The sequence below is a fragment of the Prevotella multiformis DSM 16608 genome, assembly GCF_000191065.1.
Taxonomy (GTDB): Bacteria; Bacteroidota; Bacteroidia; order Bacteroidales; family Bacteroidaceae; genus Prevotella; species Prevotella multiformis.
This window is the reverse complement of the sequence record NZ_GL872283.1, coordinates 665,053-683,209: the sequence shown is the minus strand read 5'-3', so window position 1 is coordinate 683,209 and position 18,157 is coordinate 665,053. Positions and strand designations below refer to the sequence as shown.

Sequence of the window (18,157 nt, the reverse complement as noted above, 5' to 3'; positions counted from 1 at the left end):
CGAGACTATCACGGGAAACAAAGCCGTTGATAAGATTGAAAGCGGCAAATGAAAACATAGCCGGAACACACTTCTATACACTTTGTAAGCCACTTATAATCAAACACATACACAACCGTACAAAAAAGGTGCTTAATTGAACTTCAAAAGGGCGTTAGTAAAGCTTCAAAAGGGCATCTTTTGCAAGTCAATCAAGCCTTGATTGGAATCCAAAAGATGCTTGATTGCAATTCAAGTACTGCTTAACTACCTATTTTCGGGGTGTTATAACACTTGACGAAAGTATCGTTTTGTACCATAAATTGTAAATATTATTCAACCAGCAAGTAGCACTTTACACTTTCTGTTCAGCCCACATCGATAGTCCCTCCCCCGCTCCACTGGGGAGGGCTGGGGGTGAGGCCGGGGAGAGGTTGCCTCTTTTTATTTGTCATATACAATAAAAGCCAAACTGCAGCGTTATTTTTCTTGTATATACAGAATGCCTTGCCACAGCAAGGAGCATATTTTTATAGGATTATGATAGAATACATCAGGGGCGAACTCGCTGACCTGACACCTGCTTTGGCCGTCGTCGAGGCACACGGGGTAGGTTATGCGCTGAACATTTCGCTCAATACTTACAGTGCCCTACAAGGCAAGACAACTGTGAAACTCTATGTACACGAGGCGATCATGACTGGCGGCCGCGACGACAGCTACACCCTCTACGGTTTTGCCAGCAGGCAGGAACGATCGCTCTACCGCCTGCTGATCACCGTCTCGGGTGTAGGAGCCAACACCGCACGCATGATCCTCTCGTCTCTGACACCTGCCGAACTGTGCAACGTCATTGCCAACGCTGACGAGAAGATGCTGAAGACGGTCAAGGGCATCGGACTGCGTACGGCACAGCGCATCATCGTCGACCTGAAGGACAAGATCATGCAGAGCGGTATCGCCGACGAACTCCACGTCAGCAGCCAGCCCGGCACGCCGGCTGTCGACACCGCCATCAAGGACGAGGCCGTCAGTGCGCTGACCATGCTGGGCTTCTCCCCTGCCCCATCGGCCAAGGTCGTCGTGAGCATCCTCACCGACCAGCCCGACCTTCCCGTGGAACAGGTCGTCAAGCTGGCGCTGAAGATGATAAAGTAAGCCCTCCGGGCATCATCGTTTATCACTGCTCATCACCGTCTATCACCGCCCACACATCCCCCTCCTCCGAAAAGGGATCAGGAAGGCTCCCAATCCCCCATCTTCTTGAAAAGAAAGCAATACATATCTCTCCTCGTCGTCCTGTTTCTCGGCAGCATCTGTCTGCTGAGCTGGGGACATCCGGCCCTCAACTTTGTACCTTTCGCAAAGCTGATCAGTACCGTTGCACCGCCGGACACCGTCAAGAAGGCGAAGACGGCCGAGGTGGAGATTGACGAGGAGAAGATTCCCGACTCGCTGCTTCATCCCCGCTGGAAGGTGCAGCGCACTACCCCGATAACCTACGACGACCTCAAAGAGAACTCCACCGATCTCATCCGTCCGGAGAATATGCGGCAGACCGTGGAGTACAACGATTCGCTCGACCGCTACATCATCGGCAACAAAATCGGCGACACCTACGTGATGGCACCGATCATGATGACGCCGGAAGAATACCGCAGATGGACGGAGAAGCGCAGCTTCGCCGATTATTACCGCTCGAAGAACCAGGAGATACTGAAGGAGAAAGGCAAGGACAAGTTCGACTTCACGGACATGCACTTCTCCCTCGGGCCGGCCGAAAAGATCTTCGGACCGGGCGGCGTACGCATCAAGACACAGGGATCGGCAGAGCTGAAGTTCGGCGCCAACATCAAAAACATTGACAACCCGTCGCTGCCCATCCGCAACCGCAAGACGACAGCGATGGACTTCGACGAGAAAATCAATGTCAATGTGAACGGAAAGGTGGGCGACAAGGTGAACATGAACCTGAACTACAACACCGATGCGACGTTCGACTTCGACACGCAGAACTTCAAACTGAGATATGAAGGCAAGGAAGACGAGATCATCAAGCTCGTTGAAGGCGGCAATGTCTCCTTCCCTTCCAACAACTCGCTCGTGCAGGGGGCATCGGCACTCTTCGGCATCCGCACAGACCTGCAGTTCGGCAAGCTGAAGCTGCAGACGGTACTCTCGCAGAAGAAGAGTTCCAACAAGAGCGTCAGCTCAAGGGGCGGCAAACAGCTGACACCGTTCGAGATCGATGCAGCCGACTACGAGGAGAACCACCACTTCTTCCTCTCCCAGTACTTCCGCGACAACTATGACGCGGCGATGAAATCGCTGCCGAACCTCAAGACAGGCATAACCGTCAACCGTGTGGAAGTATGGGTGACAAACAAGACAGGAACGACCAGCAACACCCGCAACATCGTAGCACTGACCGACCTCGGCGAGAACAGGAAAGTGAGCCGCACCGACCTGTGGGGACCAGGCTCCGGTCCCGTCCCGTCGAACAATGCCAACACAGAGTACGGCACCCTTACACAGACCTATCCTGCCGCCCGCGACATCGACCAGGTGACAGGCATCCTGGACGGTGCAGGACTGGTGGGAGGCAACGACTACGAGAAACTCGCCAATGCCCGGCTGCTGAACAGTTCGGAATATTCAGTCAACACAGCCCTGGGATATATCTCGCTGAGAAGCGGACTGCAGACCGACCAGGTGCTGGCGATCGCCTACGAATACACCTACGGCGGCGTGACCTACCAGGTGGGAGAGTTTGCCAGCGACCACACGGACATCAACAAGGCGCTCTTCGTCAAGTCATTGAAGAACACCAGCAACAACCCCAGGCAGGGAAACTGGGATCTGATGATGAAGAACGTCTATTACCTTGCCTCAAACATCGAGCGTGACAAGTTCCGCCTTGACGTGAAATACCAGAGCGATACGACTGGTGTCTACCTTTCCTATATACCGGAGCCGCAGGTAAAAAGCCAGACGCTCATCAAACTCCTGAATGCCGACCGGCTGGACAACAACAACAATCCGCACTCCAACGGCTACTTCGATTACGTCGAGGGGTACACCGTCAGCAACGGACGTGTCTTCCTGCCGATGGCGGAACCGTTCGGCAGGGGACTACGGAAAGCCCTGACTGACAGAGGTGTCACAGCAGCCATTGCAGACAAGTATGTCTTCGAACAGCTTTACGACTCCACAAAGACCATCGCCAAGCAGATTGCCGAAAAAGACAAGTTCATGCTCACAGGGCAGTACCGGGGTACGGCGGCGAATGTCATTTCCCTCGGGGCTTATAACGTACCACAGGGATCGGTGGTCGTGACGGCAGGCGGTGTGACCCTGAATGAAGGCTCTGACTACAGTGTCGATTACAGTGCCGGAGAGGTAACCATCCTCAATCAGAGCATCATTGACGCCGGAACAGCCATCAATGTCTCCCTGGAAAGCCAGAGTGCCTACCAGCAGGAACGCAAGACAATGATTGGCGTGAACTGGGAATACGACTTCTCCAAAGACTTCCAGATCGGCGGTACGTTCATGCACCTGTCCGAACAGCCGTTGACAACCAAGGTGAACATGGGGGCAGAACCGCTCAACAACACCATCTGGGGACTGAACATCAACTGGAAGAAGGAAAGCCAGTGGCTGACGAATATGCTCGACAAGATTCCGTTGCTGCACGTCAGTCAGCCTTCCTACATCACATTCTCCGCCGAGTTTGCACAGCTTCTGGCCGGACAGAGCAAAGGAACACAGGACAACGCCTCCTATCTGGACGACTTCGAGGGGGCGAAGACGACCATCGACGTAAGCCAGCCGACATCGTGGATCATCTCCAGCGTACCGTCCGACTTCCCCGAGCATACGGACAAGACGACCCTCAACAGCGGTTATAACCGCAGTCTGCTGGCATGGTACAACATCGACCCGCTCTTCACACGGCGCAGCAGTTCGCTGACACCGGGACATATCAAGAGCGACCTCGACCAGCTCTCCAACCATTATGTACGCGAGATTCCGGTAAGCGAGCTGTTCCCGAACCGTGACCGGAACTACAGCGGTTCCATCTCTACGCTGAATATCCTGAACCTCGCCTATTATCCTTCCGAACGCGGACCGTACAACTTCAATCCGAACATAGACATCAACGGACACCTCACCCATCCTGCCGGTACATGGGGAGGCATGATGCGCAAGCTCGACACCAACGACTTCCAGACCGCCAACATCGAATACATCGAGTTCTGGCTGCTCGACCCGTTCATCTATTCCAACCGGCTGCCAAATGCGAGCCAGTATGGCGGCGACTTCTACATCGACCTCGGCGAAGTGTCAGAAGATGTGCTGAAGGATGGAAAGAAGTTCTATGAAAGCGGTATGCCGGTAGACGGCAGCCCGTCGTGGACGACCACACAATGGGGTAAGATTCCGACGCAGAGCACCGTCACCTACGCCTTTGCCACGTCAAAGGGCAGCCGTGCCAAGCAGGACGTGGGATTCAACGGTCTGACGGACGAAGAAGAACGACAGTTCGTATCCTACCAGAACTTCCTCACCGCAGCCCGTGCCAACACCAATCAGGCCGTCTTCGATTCTATCTGGACGGATCCGGCCAACGATGACTACCACTATTTCCGTGGTTCGGACTGGGATGCGAAGCAGGCTTCCATTCTCGAACGCTACAAGCGCATCAACAACCCACAGGGCAACTCACCGGACAATGACAACAACAACGAGCGTTACGACACCTCGTACAAGACGACGCCCGACGTGGAGGACATCAACCAGGACTACACACTGAACGAATACGAGAAGTACTATCAGTACCACGTCAGCATCCGTCCGCAGGACCTCGTCGTCGGCCGGAACTACATTGTCGACAAGCGAGTAGCCTCTGCCTCCCTGCGCAAAGGCGGTTCAGAACCCGTCACGTGGTATCAGTTCCGCATCCCGCTGGAGGAATTCCAGAAACGTGTAGGCAACATCAGCGACTTCACCAGCATCCGCTTCATGCGTATGTTCCTCACAGGTTTCGAGAAACCCATCGTCCTCCGGTTCGGCACGCTCGACCTCGTCAGCGGCAAGTGGCGGCAGTATCAGCAGAACCTCACCAACTCTGCCAGCAATACAGGTACAATGTCGGTAAGTGCCGTGAGCCTTGAGGAGAACAACGACAAGGTGCCCGTGAACTACATCCTGCCGCCGGGCATCCGCCGTGGACAGGATCCGAACCAGCCACAGCTTGTCGAAGAGAACGAGCAGGCACTCTCCATGGTCGTCAACAACCTGGGTACAGGCGAGTCGAAGGCTGTCTACAAGAACACTACCCTCGACCTGCGCCAGTACAAGCGGCTGCAGATGTTCGTACACGCCAACGCCTTCGAACAGAACACGACCAACCTGACTGACAACCAGCTGGCTGTGTTCATCCGTCTGGGATCGGATTACAAGAACAACTACTACGAGTATGAAATCCCGCTGAAGCTGTCGGCTCCGGGACATTATGATATGTACACCGGCCATGACCGCCGCATCGTATGGCCCGAGGAGAATATGCTCGACATCCCGCTGAAGCTGCTCACCTCCGTGAAGAAACAGCGTAACCAGGCACGGGGTGCAGGAACGGCAAGCTACAACCGGGCTTTCTCCGTCTACGACACCGACCGTCCTGCCAACAAGGTGACGGTGATGGGCAATCCGACACTCGGTGAAGTGAAGACGATGATCATCGGTGTACGCAACCTTTCCAGCAGTCAGAAAAGCGGTGAAGTATGGGTGAACGAACTTCGCCTGCTGGAATTCAACAACGAAGGCGGCTGGGCGGCAAGAGGACAGCTCAATCTCCAGCTGTCCGACTTCGGTACGGTGGATGTCAATACCAGCCACAGCACCGACGGATTCGGCGGTCTGGAACAGGGTGTCAACGAGCGGCAGCAGGAGACGAAGACGGATGTGTCGGTCACCACAAGCCTTGAACTGGGCAAGTTCTTCCCCGACAAGGCCAAGGTGTCCGCACCTTTATATTACAGTGTCACGAAGAGCGAAAGCCGGCCTAAGTACAACCCTCTCGATACGGACATGGAACTGAAGGACGCACTCGACGGTGCCGCCAGCCGTCAGGAACGGGATTCCATCGAATCAATCGCCGTCACCAAACGGCTGACGACAAACTTCTCGCTCTCGAACGTGCGCATAGGCATCCAGACCAGAAACCACCCTATGCCGTACGACCCGGCCAACTTCGCCCTATCCTACAGCCATTCCCACTCTCATACATCGGGTGAGACGACCGTCTATGAGAATGAGGACAACTGGCGGGGCGCACTGAACTACAACTGGACACCGGTGTACAGGACCTGGGAGCCGTTCAGACGGCTGATCAAGAGCCGGTCCAAATGGTTCGACATCCTCAAGCGGTTCGGACTGAACTGGCTGCCGCAGAACATCACGTTCAATACCGAGATGGTGCGCAACTACTACGAACTGCAGGAACGGGACATGGAATCGACAGAGAACAGCATGCTGCCGCTCACCTTCAGCGAACAGTTCCTGTGGAACCGTGATTTCGCCCTGCGCTGGGATCTGACACGCAACCTGCACATGAACTTCCAGAGTGCGACACACGCCGAGATAGAAGAGCCTTACACACCGGTCAACAAAGACCTCTACCCCGACCGGTACGAGGCATGGAAGGATTCGGTGTGGACGAGCATCAAGCACTTCGGCACACCGCTCGACTACCAGCAGAACTTCACACTCTCTTACCAGCTGCCGATCAACCTGCTGCCGGTCTTCGACTGGGTGAATGCGGATGCCAACTATACAGCAGCCTATACCTGGGTACGCGGAACAAAACTGGAAGACGGGACATCACTCGGCAACACCATCACGGCCAACCGCTCGCTGAACATCAACGGTTCGTTCAACCTCGAACGGCTCTACAATCATGTGCCTTTCCTCAAGAAGACCAACGAACGATTCAACCGCACACGTCCTGTACGCCCCAAGCTGACCGATGAACAAAAGAAAGCCGAAAAGGAAAAGAAAGAGAAGAAGCCGAAAGACAAAGACGAAGAGAAGAAAAAGGCTCTGCCCCGCAACCAGAGAAGCTTTGAAAAGGAAATCGTCATCAATGCCGATTCCGCCGTCCTCGTATCACACGGCAAGAAGACGAAAAGGCTCATCGTCTCTGCCAAGGACGAGCGGGGAAAGACGTTGAAGATAAAGTGGCGCAAGGTGGGCGATACGCAGGTAAAGGTATTCAACCGCACCGACTCTGCCATCCGCATGAAACTGACCGTCACCCCCAAGGAGTCCCTCGACAACAAAGGCTGGTACAAAACCGCACAGTGTGTGGCACGTGCGCTGATGACGGTGCGCTCGGCAAGCGTTTCCTACCGAAACCAGTACGCCATGGCACTGCCGGGATTCATGCCGACTGTAGGCGATGCCTTCGGACAGACACGCGGAATGGGAGCAATGTCGCCGGGACTGGACTTCGCCTTCGGCCTCATCGATGACGACTATATCGGCAAGGCACGGGACAACAACTGGCTGCTCATGAACGACAGCGTGGCGACACCGGCTACGACCAATCAGACCGAGGATCTGCAGATACGCATGACGCTGGAACCGTTCAAGGACTTCAAGATCGACCTTACCGCCAGCCGGATGAAGAGCACCTCACGGAGCATCCAGTACATGTATGCCGGCAACCCGACCACGCAGAGCGGTTCCTTCACCATGACCACCCTGTCACTCGGTACGGCATTCGAGAGTCTGGGCGATGCCAACAACGGCTATCACAGTGCCACATTCAACCGTTTCGTGCAGTCGCTCGACGGCTACCGCGACCGTGTGGAAGCGCAATACCGCAACGCCACCTACCCTGCCTCCTTCGGCGGCGGACACTTCGACCCGACGGTGGGAGCCGTCAACAAATACAGTGCCGACGTGATGGTGCCTGCTTTCCTCAATGCCTATACAAGCATGGGCGGCAACGGACTCAACATCTTCCCTGCCCTGCGCAGTCTGCTGCCCAACTGGACAATCCGGTACAGCGGACTGTCACGGCTGCCTTTCTTCGAGCAGTTCTTCAAAAGCGTCAACATCAATCATGCCTACCGAAGCATCTTCGCCATCGGCTCTTACCAGAGCTACAGCACATGGCAGGAATACATGAACGGACTCGGATTCATCGCTGATGCCACGACAGGCAACCCCATTCCAAGTTCGATGTACAACATCTCACAGGTGAGTATCAACGAGGCATTCTCACCGCTCCTCGGAATCGACCTCACCTTGCAGAACAACCTCACGGCACGCCTGGAATACCGGCAGACACGTGTGCTCTCGCTGTCCATGACAAGTGTGCAGCTGAATGAGGCCTCCTCAAAAGACTGGGTCGTAGGTGTCGGTTACCGGATCAACGACTTCAACCTCTTCAACAACGGGACACGCCATGTAGCAAGAAAGAAGAAAAAGAATACGGAGACTTCACAGCAGGACAACAGCGCGTCCCGTCAGGACAACGGACTGAACCACGACCTCAACCTCCGTCTCGACATGAGTTACCGGCGGCAGGCATCGCTCACCCGCGACATTGCCTCACTCGCCTCTTCGGCCTCAAGCGGCAACACCGCCTTCAAGTTCGCTTTCATGGGCGACTACACCTTGAGCCGTCTGGTAACGGCCAGCCTCTATTACGACCTGCAGATCAACACTCCCCTGCTCTCGTCAGGCAGTTACCCGACGACCACCCACGACTTCGGTGTAAGTCTCCGGCTCAGCCTGACAAGATAGAAACCAGCAGCGGTCCTGCCAAGCTGTGGAAGCATGACAGTACGACCGCCCCATGTCCATGAAAAGGTTCTTCCGTTAAATGCGTGGCTGCTTTTCACATAGCTTTAACGGAAGAACCGAAGTGATTCTTTAAACGAAAACATTGCTAAGACTGTTGACCGTCTATTCTCATCCTCCGATACAACAGCCTTTTCATTTTAACACGTTGAAAACACAGAAAAGATTTTGAAAAGTCATTACATAATCTCAAACTGATCATCTGCAGATAAAAATAACACGTGCAAAAAAGCAGGTTTGTAACCGGCAGTCAATCAGACGGTTGTTAAGTCTCTCGCAAAAGGTGCTTGATTGGACTTCAAAAGGGCGTTAGTTACACGCTAAGAGAGCACCCCTTGCAGGTCAATCAGGCATCTTTTAGAGGCCAGAAGAGCATGTGTCAGCTTTGAACTGCATAAAAATGTTTACAAACACCGATGATATGGGAATAAGTTGTTCGTAGAAGACGGAAAGACAGGCTGATGGACAGACATCATATCTATTTGTCTTTCCTGCATTTCATCTTGTAGTTTATCCTCCTTTGCAAGGGCATCTGATTCAGGACAGTCATACCCTGCAAGTGTATAAGCCTTTATTCTATTTCTAATCTACGCATTTAACGGAAAAACCGACAAAACCTGCTGGTAAATCTGATGCCGCATAGGTTTATAACACCTATAATATAAGGAGGTTATGTGCTTCCCAAACTATCATAAGCAAAATACCGGATGATTGTCTGGCAATCATCCGGTATTTTGCTGTGCGCCTGACAGGACTCGAACCTGCACAACGTAAGTTACTAGATCCTAAGTCTAGCGCGTCTACCAATTCCGCCACAGGCGCATAACGGCTGCAAAGTTACGGAATGTTTAAGAAACAGCCAAATGTTTGCGAACATCTTTTCCAGCTGTTTCGAGTCAGCAGCAGTAGCTGAATCTCCCACAAAGGTCTATACTTCTCCACTCGCTCCCGAGGAGGGGGGGAGTACGTGGCAGCCAATGAGTAAGGGATGACGGCAGGCAGAGCCAGACCTTAAGGGGAACAGGCCGGATGAGCGGTAACAGAACTGTCCTGCCCGGCTTCCATGATGCGCTTCCCTTATTTAGAGGGGTTGGGTGAGGTCTTCAGCAGCTCCCTTGCAAACTCGATAATCGTATCTCTGCCTCGTGCGAAATCCTCGGAGGTGAGGTCTACCTTATGATCGGGATCAATACCGAACTCGGTCATCTTCCTGTCACGGTCGTACATCGGACAGGCGGAGAAGCGGACACCCCACCCATTGGGAAGTTCAGAAGAGAAAGGCAGACCGGCACCGCCGCCGGTACGGTCGCCTACAACAGTAACACCGGGACAGCACTTCATATACTTCACAAACTCGTTGGCAGCCGAGAAGACGCTGCGGTTGGTCAGTACGACAACCGGTTTCTGCCAACGCACCCCACGTCCCGGCTTCAGATATTCCGGACGCAACGAAGAGAAGTCGTCATGCCCCTTCCCCGTCTTGTGCTGCATATAGCCCACAAGCAGCTCCTCGTTCGTAAAGCGGGCTGCCAGTTCCTCCGCATTGTTCACGTTGCCTCCGCCATTGTTGCGGACATCCACGATCAGTCCCCGGCAGGGCTGCAGGTGAAGGAGAATATCATCCAGGTTGCCTGCACCGATGCCGTTTTGGAAACTTTCACAGCGCAGGTATCCGATGTTGTCGTCAAGGATGGTATAGTCCATCCCGCTTGCGATGAGATAGTCGGTCTTGAGATACCTGCGTTCAAGTGAGTCGGAATAGTTCTTGGGGTAATCCTCATGCCAGGCCCAATAGCGGCCGAGGTTGAAAGAGGTGTACAGATTGACGTGTCCGTCCTTCAGTTCGGAGAGCATATTGGTCATCACCTCGAACTGCTGCTTCGCCGTCATGGACGCATCGAACTGCCGGGCATAACGGCTGTGTACCTCCTGCCAGTCAACACCTTTCTGCGAGAAGAAGCAGTAATGCTCGTCCATGATACGCCACAACGCCTCGAAGTTCCCCTGCGGATCATCGGGAAGTTCGTCATTCGTAACACAGCCGGTGACCGTACCGAGCAGGGTAAGTGCGGAGATAGATGTTTTCAGAACCGTATGGAACAGCTTTCTCATGGAATAATCTTGTTGATGGAGAATTTACGTACAATGCCCAGTACAACGAGGCTGCTCCATACGTGCTGGCGCAGACCGTTGACTTTTGCCTGCTGGTAATCGCCCAGATAGCCGATGCGGAGGGTCGTATGGCGGAGCGTGAAGTCGAATGTAAGCAGCTGACGGAGGGAGGGAGCAGAGACAGGTGTCGTGACAACGAGGTTGTGGTCGTAGTTTCCACGGGTGAAGATCTCGTAATAGCTCTGTCCGTAATTGGGTGAGAACATCAGTCCGAGGAGCGGTGCCTGCAACTCATAACGCAGCTGGAAAGGACAGTTCCAAAGGTGGAAACGATAAGCGGCGACGGCATCGGGGGCAACATTCACCTGTCCGTAAGCCTGTGCGGGATTGTTGGAATTGCGGGTGTTGTAAAGGAAGCCGAGCCTTGTATCAATGCCGCCGCCTGCCTTCAGGCACAGTTCTCCTTTGCCGAGCTCCCACCCCCCGAGGGCATAGTGCCAGCTGTACTGGAAATTGTAGAAACCGCCAAGTTCATTGTTGTTGTCTTTCCGGTTATGGACCGACAGCAGCTGGGCCTGGTGTACCAGCTCACGGGACAGCCGGCTGCCGTTCTCACGTACAGAGTGGGAGACATACCGCAGCTCCGTGCCACGGTATTCTTCTGGCGAGAGGTAAGTGTCGAGTACGTTTACGGTGCCGATACCGAGCATCTGCACATTGGTTATCACCTTGTGGCTGCGCAAGGTATCCTGTGCAACGGCAGGTACAGACAACAGCAGACAGAGAGCGGGCAGCAAGGAGGTTTTCAGGTTCATGGGTTGATTTTTGGAACAGGAAGAGGGTATCAAAAGCAGGGACACACCGTCTGTGCGCCCCTGCCTATGTCAGTCACACACTGCAAGGAATGTCACTTTGCGTCCGACAGGAGATAGAAATAATCAAGCCCCTTGTAAAATTCGCTCTGCACCTTGTCATCAATGATCACGCCACCCTCAATAAGGCGTATACCGACCTGTTTCTTTGGCGCATAGAAGCCGCCGAACGTCAGGTTGCGTCTGAAAGCGAAGCCGATGGCTACTTTGTGCGTCTCGCCGCCATAGGTCAGTTTACCCAGTTCAACCTGGAACGGTGCCACATCAAACAGAATCGGATTCACACTGTAGATATTGAAAGCACACTTGATGTCCCGGGCAGGCAGAGCCTCCACGGCCTTCTTCAGCTCGAGATTGGTGATGTTGTTGGCCAGCATCTTGCTGGGGAAATTCCTGACCAGCACCGTAGAGTCCGACCTGATTTCCCAGGTAGTGCGCAGGGAGTCCTTCTTCTCTATCTTGCCGCTTTTACCGTCACTGGTATGAGAGAACAGCCATCCCTGATAGTTCCCCTGAATAGTCAGTAAAGCTGCTTTCAGCTCTGTCTGTGAAATCTGTTTGTCTTCGTAGTCATCACTCAGACAGGACGTGAAAGACAGAGTCGTTACGAGTGCAAGAATTAAAATAAACAACTTGTTTCTATTCATTGTAGTAAGTTTTGGTTATCACATTTAAGTTTATTGCTCGCAAATTTACACATTCCCTGCGTATTTCCCACACAATAACTGTTAAAAAACAGGATGATTGCTCAAGCTTGGAGGAAAACCTCAAATCTCAAACCTCAAACCTCAAATCTCAAACCTCAAATCTCAAAGTTAACCCGATTTCCCATACATATCTGCCGGACTTTTATTATCTTTGCCGGCAGAAACCTAAACTATAAATTCGTAACATGAAGAAGACCTTACTATTGATTGCCGCCCTGCTGACCGGCTTCTGCAGCATGGCACAGGAAACGTACAAGCCGACAACAGAGAACCTCAAGGCACGCGAACAGTTCCAGGACGAGAAGTTCGGCATCTTCCTGCACTGGGGACTCTACTCGATGATCGGTGCGGGCGAATGGGTGATGACAAACTGGAACATCAACCACCGGGAATACCCCAAGCTGGCAAAGACATTCTACCCCTCCGAGTTCGATGCCGACGCATGGGTATCGGCGATAAAGACAGCCGGCGCAAAATACATCACCATCACCACACGCCACCACGACGGCTTCTCGCTCTTCAAGACGGCGACCAGTACATACAACACCGTGGACGGAACACCGTTCAAACGGGACATCATCAAAGAGCTGGCCGCTGCCTGCCAGCGGCACGGCATCAAGCTGCACCTGTATTACTCGCACCTGGACTGGGGACGGGAGGACTATCCGCAGGGACGTACAGGACTGGGGACAGGCCGGGACAAGGAGAAAGCCGACTGGAACAGCTACTATCATTTCATGAATACACAGCTGACGGAGCTGTTAACCAACTACGGTCCTGTCGGGGCTATATGGTTCGATGGCTGGTGGGACCATGACAGCGATGCAAAACCGTTCGACTGGCAGCTGACGGAGCAGTATGCCATGATCCACCGGCTGCAGCCGCAGTGTCTCATCGGAAACAACCACCACCAGACACCCAACGCCGGCGAGGATATTCAGATCTTCGAGCGTGACCTGCCGGGAGAAAACAAGGCTGGACTGTCGGGGCAGGACATCAGCCGTCTGCCGCTCGAGTCGTGCCAGACCATCAACGACCACTGGGGCTACTCGATTACCGACACGCTCTATAAATCGCCGAAAGAGCTGATCCAGATGCTCGTCCGTGCTGCCGGAAAGAATGCCAACCTCCTGCTCAACATCGGCCCGGAACCGGGGGGCGCACTACCCTCCCTTGCCCTCAACCGCCTTCAGGCTATCGGTAAATGGCTGAACCAATACGGCGAAACCATCTACAACACTCGTGGCGGCATCATCGCCCCACACGACTGGGGAGTAAGTACGCAGCGAGGCAACAAACTCTACATCCACATCCTAAACTGTATGGACACCAGCCTCTTCCTCCCGACCGGCAGCCACAAGGTGAAGTCCGCCACCGTCTACGGCACCAACCAGCGTGTCAACTTCACAAAAACCGGCCACGGCATCACTCTCAACCTCAATACCGTTCCCACCGATATTGATTATATCGTGGAGCTGACACTGTGATATAGATTCTCTCTACTTATCATCTTTCAAATCCAACCCGCAGCAACTGGAGGGGTTGCTGCGGGTTGGATTATGTTTCTGTATGTTTTATAAAGTATAAATAAAATTGAATATTACCATTCTTATTGATGTCTATTTGATATGTCACTCATACTATCAAATACGGTCATCTTGTCTTAGGTTTACTATTTATAAAGAATTTAGATACAGCTAGCAGAGAGTCCATTTTTTGCAAATTATCATCCATTCTCATAATTATGGTTTTGTATTGCCCTTGCTGTATTTCAATTTTGGAAAACTCATTATTAAAGAAGGTCATCCCCAAAGGTGAAAATAATGAAATAATAAGGGCTAACCAAGCTAGATTTCTACTGCACCTTGCTGCTTTCACTTCTTTCTGATATGATAAAATTTCTAATGATACGAAATTATTCTTTTTAAATTCATATAATGAATCAGAGGGATAAATCACGCTATTAAAATAATATATAACTTTACTCAAAATAGGGTCAACGACAAGTTCGCCATTAAGTATAATATCGCCTTGAGCATCTTTTAGAACGACAGTGTTTCCTTCAATTATGATTTGCCCTCCAGTTATTGTTAATATTGTCCCATCAGAGCCTACTCCTACACTAGTATCAGAAGGAGCATATATTATCTGGTTCTGCTCTTTACTTAAACAATACACAAGTCCTTCTTTTTCCATTGCTTCTATCAATGAAATTATTTTTACAAGCAATGAATATATCTCATCTCTTCTACATTTTGTATTGTACAAGGTGTATACCTTTCTTGTTGGTGCTAAGATTAGAAGAGCTAATTCTTTATCATTAAAGTATTGCTTTAAAAGTTCTCCAAGTGTAAATACCATATTAGAACCCTGATCCAATATAATCTTAATGATTTTTTCATCCCATTCATTTATCTTTTTCATTTCTTTTTTGACTTTCTTTTTTTGAGACCCTTTCGGTTTTCATATTTCTTTTTGTTAATAACTCTATCTTTTTTTTCAATTATTTGTTTTGCCTTTAAAAGTTCGTCTCGAAGAACACGATTTTGCTTTTCTAATTCTTTTGATTTCTTTTCATTAGATTCTGCTTCTTTTTTAGCTGATTCTATGATCGGAGAGAATGAGTAACCCTTTTGTTTTGTATTTTTATATATTTCATTGCATTCTTCTTCAGACGGGTTCGTTAAGAGTTTATTAATTTCATCTTGTAAATCGAATCGCATAGTTATAATATTCTTCCCTGTGATTTCTATTCCTAATTTTAAAAGGGGTTCTACATCTTTCCATATTGTTTTTGCTGTATGTTGTAGGAATGGATTTTCAAATAAGCTTTGTATCTTTACTTGATCATCTTGTACTAATCCCGTTTCAACTAAATATGCCATTAACGAAGCGGGTTTACATAAGATATTAGCACTAACTTCTAGTTGTTTAGCGCAATAATGAACCCTTGTCGAATTTGTTAAAATATAGTATTTGTTTTTTAACAAGTCCTGTCTATCTGCTTGTTTTTTGCCTATCCTTTCATTGTTTATCTCATTCATTTTTTTTATTTCTAAATATAATTGAGCATCAGTTTTCGCAATATTTTGATTCTTATCTTCATCTCGATGTTGAGCTTTTTCTGTTTTACGTGTTTCTTCTAGAGATACATCTGTAAGTTGCATCAACAACTTCTCATCTACTTGAACTGGTTCAGGCATGACACCATAGTTAATTTTCTCACCTAGTTTATCTTTGATTTGTTCACTAATAAAAGCAACACCATGAGTTGAAGAGAAATAATTTTTAATGTAAACTTTCCAGGTAGGGCAGTTTGCTTTATCTGACTGTTTAATATAGTAGTAGTCTTCAATAAAAACATTCTTAAACTCTTGGCTTACCAAGTTTTCTTCTGTGTCAATTAAGTATGAAACAAAAGGGTATCTTTTTTGAGCTGCTTCTGCATGATTAAAAACTTCAGTAATAATTTCATTCGGTATATAGATTTTACAACCACACTTTTGAAGCAACTCTATCATCTTTCTGTATTGTCTACTCAATGATGCTTTATCTGTAACCAAGTATAGGAGGACATCAGTATCTAAAATAAAGACTTTTTCCCTTATTAAAGTACTCTTAAATTCGCTTAACAATGGGTCTATATCCATTATTTGCATTGTTATATAAGTTCTAGCAAGAAGTTCAAGAATGCTCTTTTGCTCCTCTGTAGGTTTTTCTATGACGCTACCTATTGTATAAATAATTTGATTTGACAATTCTTCTTTTTCTCCGGAATTTAATCCATTCGATGCAATTTTTCCTAATTGAGGAAGCTCTGTCGCTTCTTTTCTTTTATCTAGTTCAAAGAAAGAGAGACCAGTTACCACATAATAATAATCAATACACTCTTTGATGTTAGATTTTACTTGATTTTCATTACTAATCTTTTTCCCATAAGCTTTTTGTACCATCTTACAGATATCATCTATAAGTTTCTTTTGCTGTTCTGAAATCTGTTTTACATCCTTCTTCGCATCCTGTTGAGATTCTTCTGTAAGAGTGAGTACCCCATTTTCTTCCTTAATAAATTTATTTTTAACTAGCTCTTGTATTGCAAAATCTATATTATCTTCATTTATAAAAAAACCTTTGTGTTGTGTAGTAACCTTTTCCATTATTTCTTTCCGGCTAGTCACTCCACCTCCTATAATGAGTGAAAGTAGAAATTTTTGAAATATGACATTTCGCTTACTCTTAATTTCTTTGCTATTAAAGAGCAAACAAGATTTTAACATCGCTTCTTCTATTTCTTTATCTTTAAAGTAATCCATAATAGTATACTAAATGATTATATTCTTCTTGTAATCACTTGCATCTTAGATAGGTAATTCTGCTAAATTACAACCTTTATTCATAATAGTACGAATAATCAATACCTTTCATAAACATTTCTCGGTCATCAATCTTGGTGGTGAGTGCAGGCTTTACCAAAGCCTTGATATGCGTGCTATCAGACACATTCTCGCGCATGGCGGTCAGATATTCGTTCTTGTCTATCTGACTCCAATCCACACACCGATTGAGAGAACGCTTCAGCATGAGGTCGAGCCAAATGCGAGTACTGCGACCATTACCCTCCATAAAAGGATGAGCAACGTTGCATAAATTCGGCTGCATTCGGCTTCTCTTTAACGAAGTTGAGCAATATTCTTCAAAGTCGGTTATCATATAACTTCTTGAATTAACACTTTATCCATCTGGGGTGCTAATCATTTTTCAAGCCAACGGAATGCTATTACCACTCTTCACAATCGTTAGTACTGATTGATACGTTATGTGTGATTTATGTTCTTCCATAAGTAGGCTCTTAGCTGATGTTCCCCCCTTCGATAGCGTTCCACAAAGATAACACAAAAAATCCATATATATAGGAGAATTAACAAAACTTTCTCATACAAGAATACACCTTAATAAGCCTACTTTTAACCCAAATATAAAAGTTAAGTTTGTTTCTTGCTGCTGTCACTTTTAACACTTCACGTAAATCACACATTATAAACTACTTACAACGTATCACTACCTGACAGCAGTGACAGCAACTTAAAAACATTCGCAACGCCGTTCCTACTTTCTATTCAACGCCAGACTGCCTGTCAGCCCCGCACTGCTACGTACCGATACAAAATATTCCGTACCATGTGCGGAATGCTTGCTTTGGAGGTTCGGGATATTGGCAAGCATACGCCCGAAATGGGAAAGACTCGTCAGGCGCAGCTGACTGCCGTACCGCTGGTGGAGCAGGCTGAAGATGGAAGCGGCCGTCATATAAGCTCCCTTGACTAAGTCCTTCGGAACGGAAAAACACTCGAAAAAGAGAGCCTCGGCAGGCGTACGCTGCTGATACTGCACGTTATTTTGCATTATCGCCTGTGTGTCAGCCTCATCAAACCAATAACGTCTGCCACTCTCCAGCTCGGCGACGGCCTGCGCATAGAGCTGATCATAGTCTATGTGCCCGGGCAGACGGACAGGGGCCGTCAGCGTAACCGCTATGAAACGGCGGCAGCCGCTGGGGTCGCTGAAGACATCCGAAACATTTGCCGTGGCGATGAAAGAAGCGACACGTGGCAG

9 protein-coding genes, 1 tRNA gene and 1 pseudogene are annotated in these 18,157 nt (G+C 49.5%); 3 read left to right on the top strand and 8 right to left on the bottom strand.

The features are described 5' to 3' along the window. Nucleotides 1-519 precede the first annotated feature (519 nt). The gene (gene ruvA, locus HMPREF9141_RS08075; protein WP_036876025.1) at nt 520-1,137 is read left to right on the top strand and encodes a Holliday junction branch migration protein RuvA; all 618 of its coding nucleotides are present in this window, start codon (nt 520-522) and stop codon (nt 1,135-1,137) included. 105 nt (nt 1,138-1,242) lie between these two features. Further along, nucleotides 1,243-8,796 carry a T9SS outer membrane translocon Sov/SprA gene (sov, locus tag HMPREF9141_RS08070; RefSeq protein WP_007368172.1) on the top strand — a complete coding sequence of 2,518 codons (7,554 nt, stop codon included), beginning with the start codon at nt 1,243-1,245 and terminating at the stop codon, nt 8,794-8,796. 797 nt (nt 8,797-9,593) lie between these two features. Here the strand turns inward: sov and HMPREF9141_RS08065 are convergent. The 4 genes from HMPREF9141_RS08065 to HMPREF9141_RS08050 form a co-directional block, all read right to left on the bottom strand. Next, a tRNA-Leu gene (locus HMPREF9141_RS08065) sits at nt 9,594-9,675 on the bottom strand. Nucleotides 9,676-9,930: 255 nt separating this feature from the next. Further along, nucleotides 9,931-10,965, bottom strand: a complete 1,035-nt coding sequence (locus tag HMPREF9141_RS08060) for a S41 family peptidase (RefSeq protein ID WP_007368171.1) — start codon at nt 10,963-10,965, stop codon at nt 9,931-9,933. Further along, nucleotides 10,962-11,780 carry a DUF3316 domain-containing protein gene (locus tag HMPREF9141_RS08055; RefSeq protein WP_007368170.1) on the bottom strand — a complete coding sequence of 273 codons (819 nt, stop codon included), beginning with the start codon at nt 11,778-11,780 and terminating at the stop codon, nt 10,962-10,964. The genes HMPREF9141_RS08060 and HMPREF9141_RS08055 overlap by 4 nt, the downstream gene beginning before the upstream one ends. Nucleotides 11,781-11,872: 92 nt before the next feature. Further along, nucleotides 11,873-12,469 carry a DUF4840 domain-containing protein gene (locus tag HMPREF9141_RS08050; protein WP_257009588.1) on the bottom strand — a complete coding sequence of 199 codons (597 nt, stop codon included), beginning with the start codon at nt 12,467-12,469 and terminating at the stop codon, nt 11,873-11,875. A 260-nt stretch (nt 12,470-12,729) separates the two neighbouring features. On the opposite strand from HMPREF9141_RS08050, the gene HMPREF9141_RS08045 reads away from it, so the two are divergent. Further along, nucleotides 12,730-14,031, top strand: a complete 1,302-nt coding sequence (locus HMPREF9141_RS08045; RefSeq protein ID WP_007368168.1) for an alpha-L-fucosidase — start codon at nt 12,730-12,732, stop codon at nt 14,029-14,031. Nucleotides 14,032-14,197: 166 nt separating this feature from the next. Here HMPREF9141_RS08045 and HMPREF9141_RS08040 read toward each other — a convergent pair whose 3' ends face one another. The 4 genes and pseudogenes from HMPREF9141_RS08040 to HMPREF9141_RS08025 form a co-directional block, all read right to left on the bottom strand. Beyond that, the gene (locus tag HMPREF9141_RS08040) at nt 14,198-14,968 is read right to left on the bottom strand and encodes a hypothetical protein (protein ID WP_007368167.1); all 771 of its coding nucleotides are present in this window, start codon (nt 14,966-14,968) and stop codon (nt 14,198-14,200) included. Further along, nucleotides 14,965-16,857 carry a hypothetical protein gene (locus HMPREF9141_RS08035; RefSeq protein WP_007368166.1) on the bottom strand — a complete coding sequence of 631 codons (1,893 nt, stop codon included), beginning with the start codon at nt 16,855-16,857 and terminating at the stop codon, nt 14,965-14,967. Before HMPREF9141_RS08035 ends, HMPREF9141_RS08040 begins: the two co-directional genes overlap by 4 nt. Nucleotides 16,858-16,933: 76 nt before the next feature. Continuing rightward, a pseudogene (locus HMPREF9141_RS08030) lies at nt 16,934-17,185 on the bottom strand (cell filamentation protein Fic); the annotation flags it as partial. Between the two features lie 465 nt (nt 17,186-17,650). Beyond that, a partial coding sequence (locus tag HMPREF9141_RS08025; RefSeq protein ID WP_007368164.1) for a DUF3874 domain-containing protein occupies nt 17,651-18,157 on the bottom strand: 507 nt, incomplete at its 5' end.

Bases quoted from the DNA above. Each gene is read 5' to 3' on its own strand.
- HMPREF9141_RS08035 (WP_007368166.1), bottom strand. From the start codon at position 16,857: ATGGATTACTTTAAAGATAAAGAAATAGAAGAAGCGATGTTAAAATCT.
- HMPREF9141_RS08060 (WP_007368171.1), bottom strand. From the start codon at position 10,965: ATGAGAAAGCTGTTCCATACGGTTCTGAAAACATCTATCTCCGCACTT.
- HMPREF9141_RS08055 (WP_007368170.1), bottom strand. From the start codon at position 11,780: ATGAACCTGAAAACCTCCTTGCTGCCCGCTCTCTGTCTGCTGTTGTCT.
- ruvA (WP_036876025.1), top strand. From the start codon at position 520: ATGATAGAATACATCAGGGGCGAACTCGCTGACCTGACACCTGCTTTG.
- HMPREF9141_RS08045 (WP_007368168.1), top strand. From the start codon at position 12,730: ATGAAGAAGACCTTACTATTGATTGCCGCCCTGCTGACCGGCTTCTGC.
- HMPREF9141_RS08040 (WP_007368167.1), bottom strand. From the start codon at position 14,968: ATGAAAAAGATAAATGAATGGGATGAAAAAATCATTAAGATTATATTG.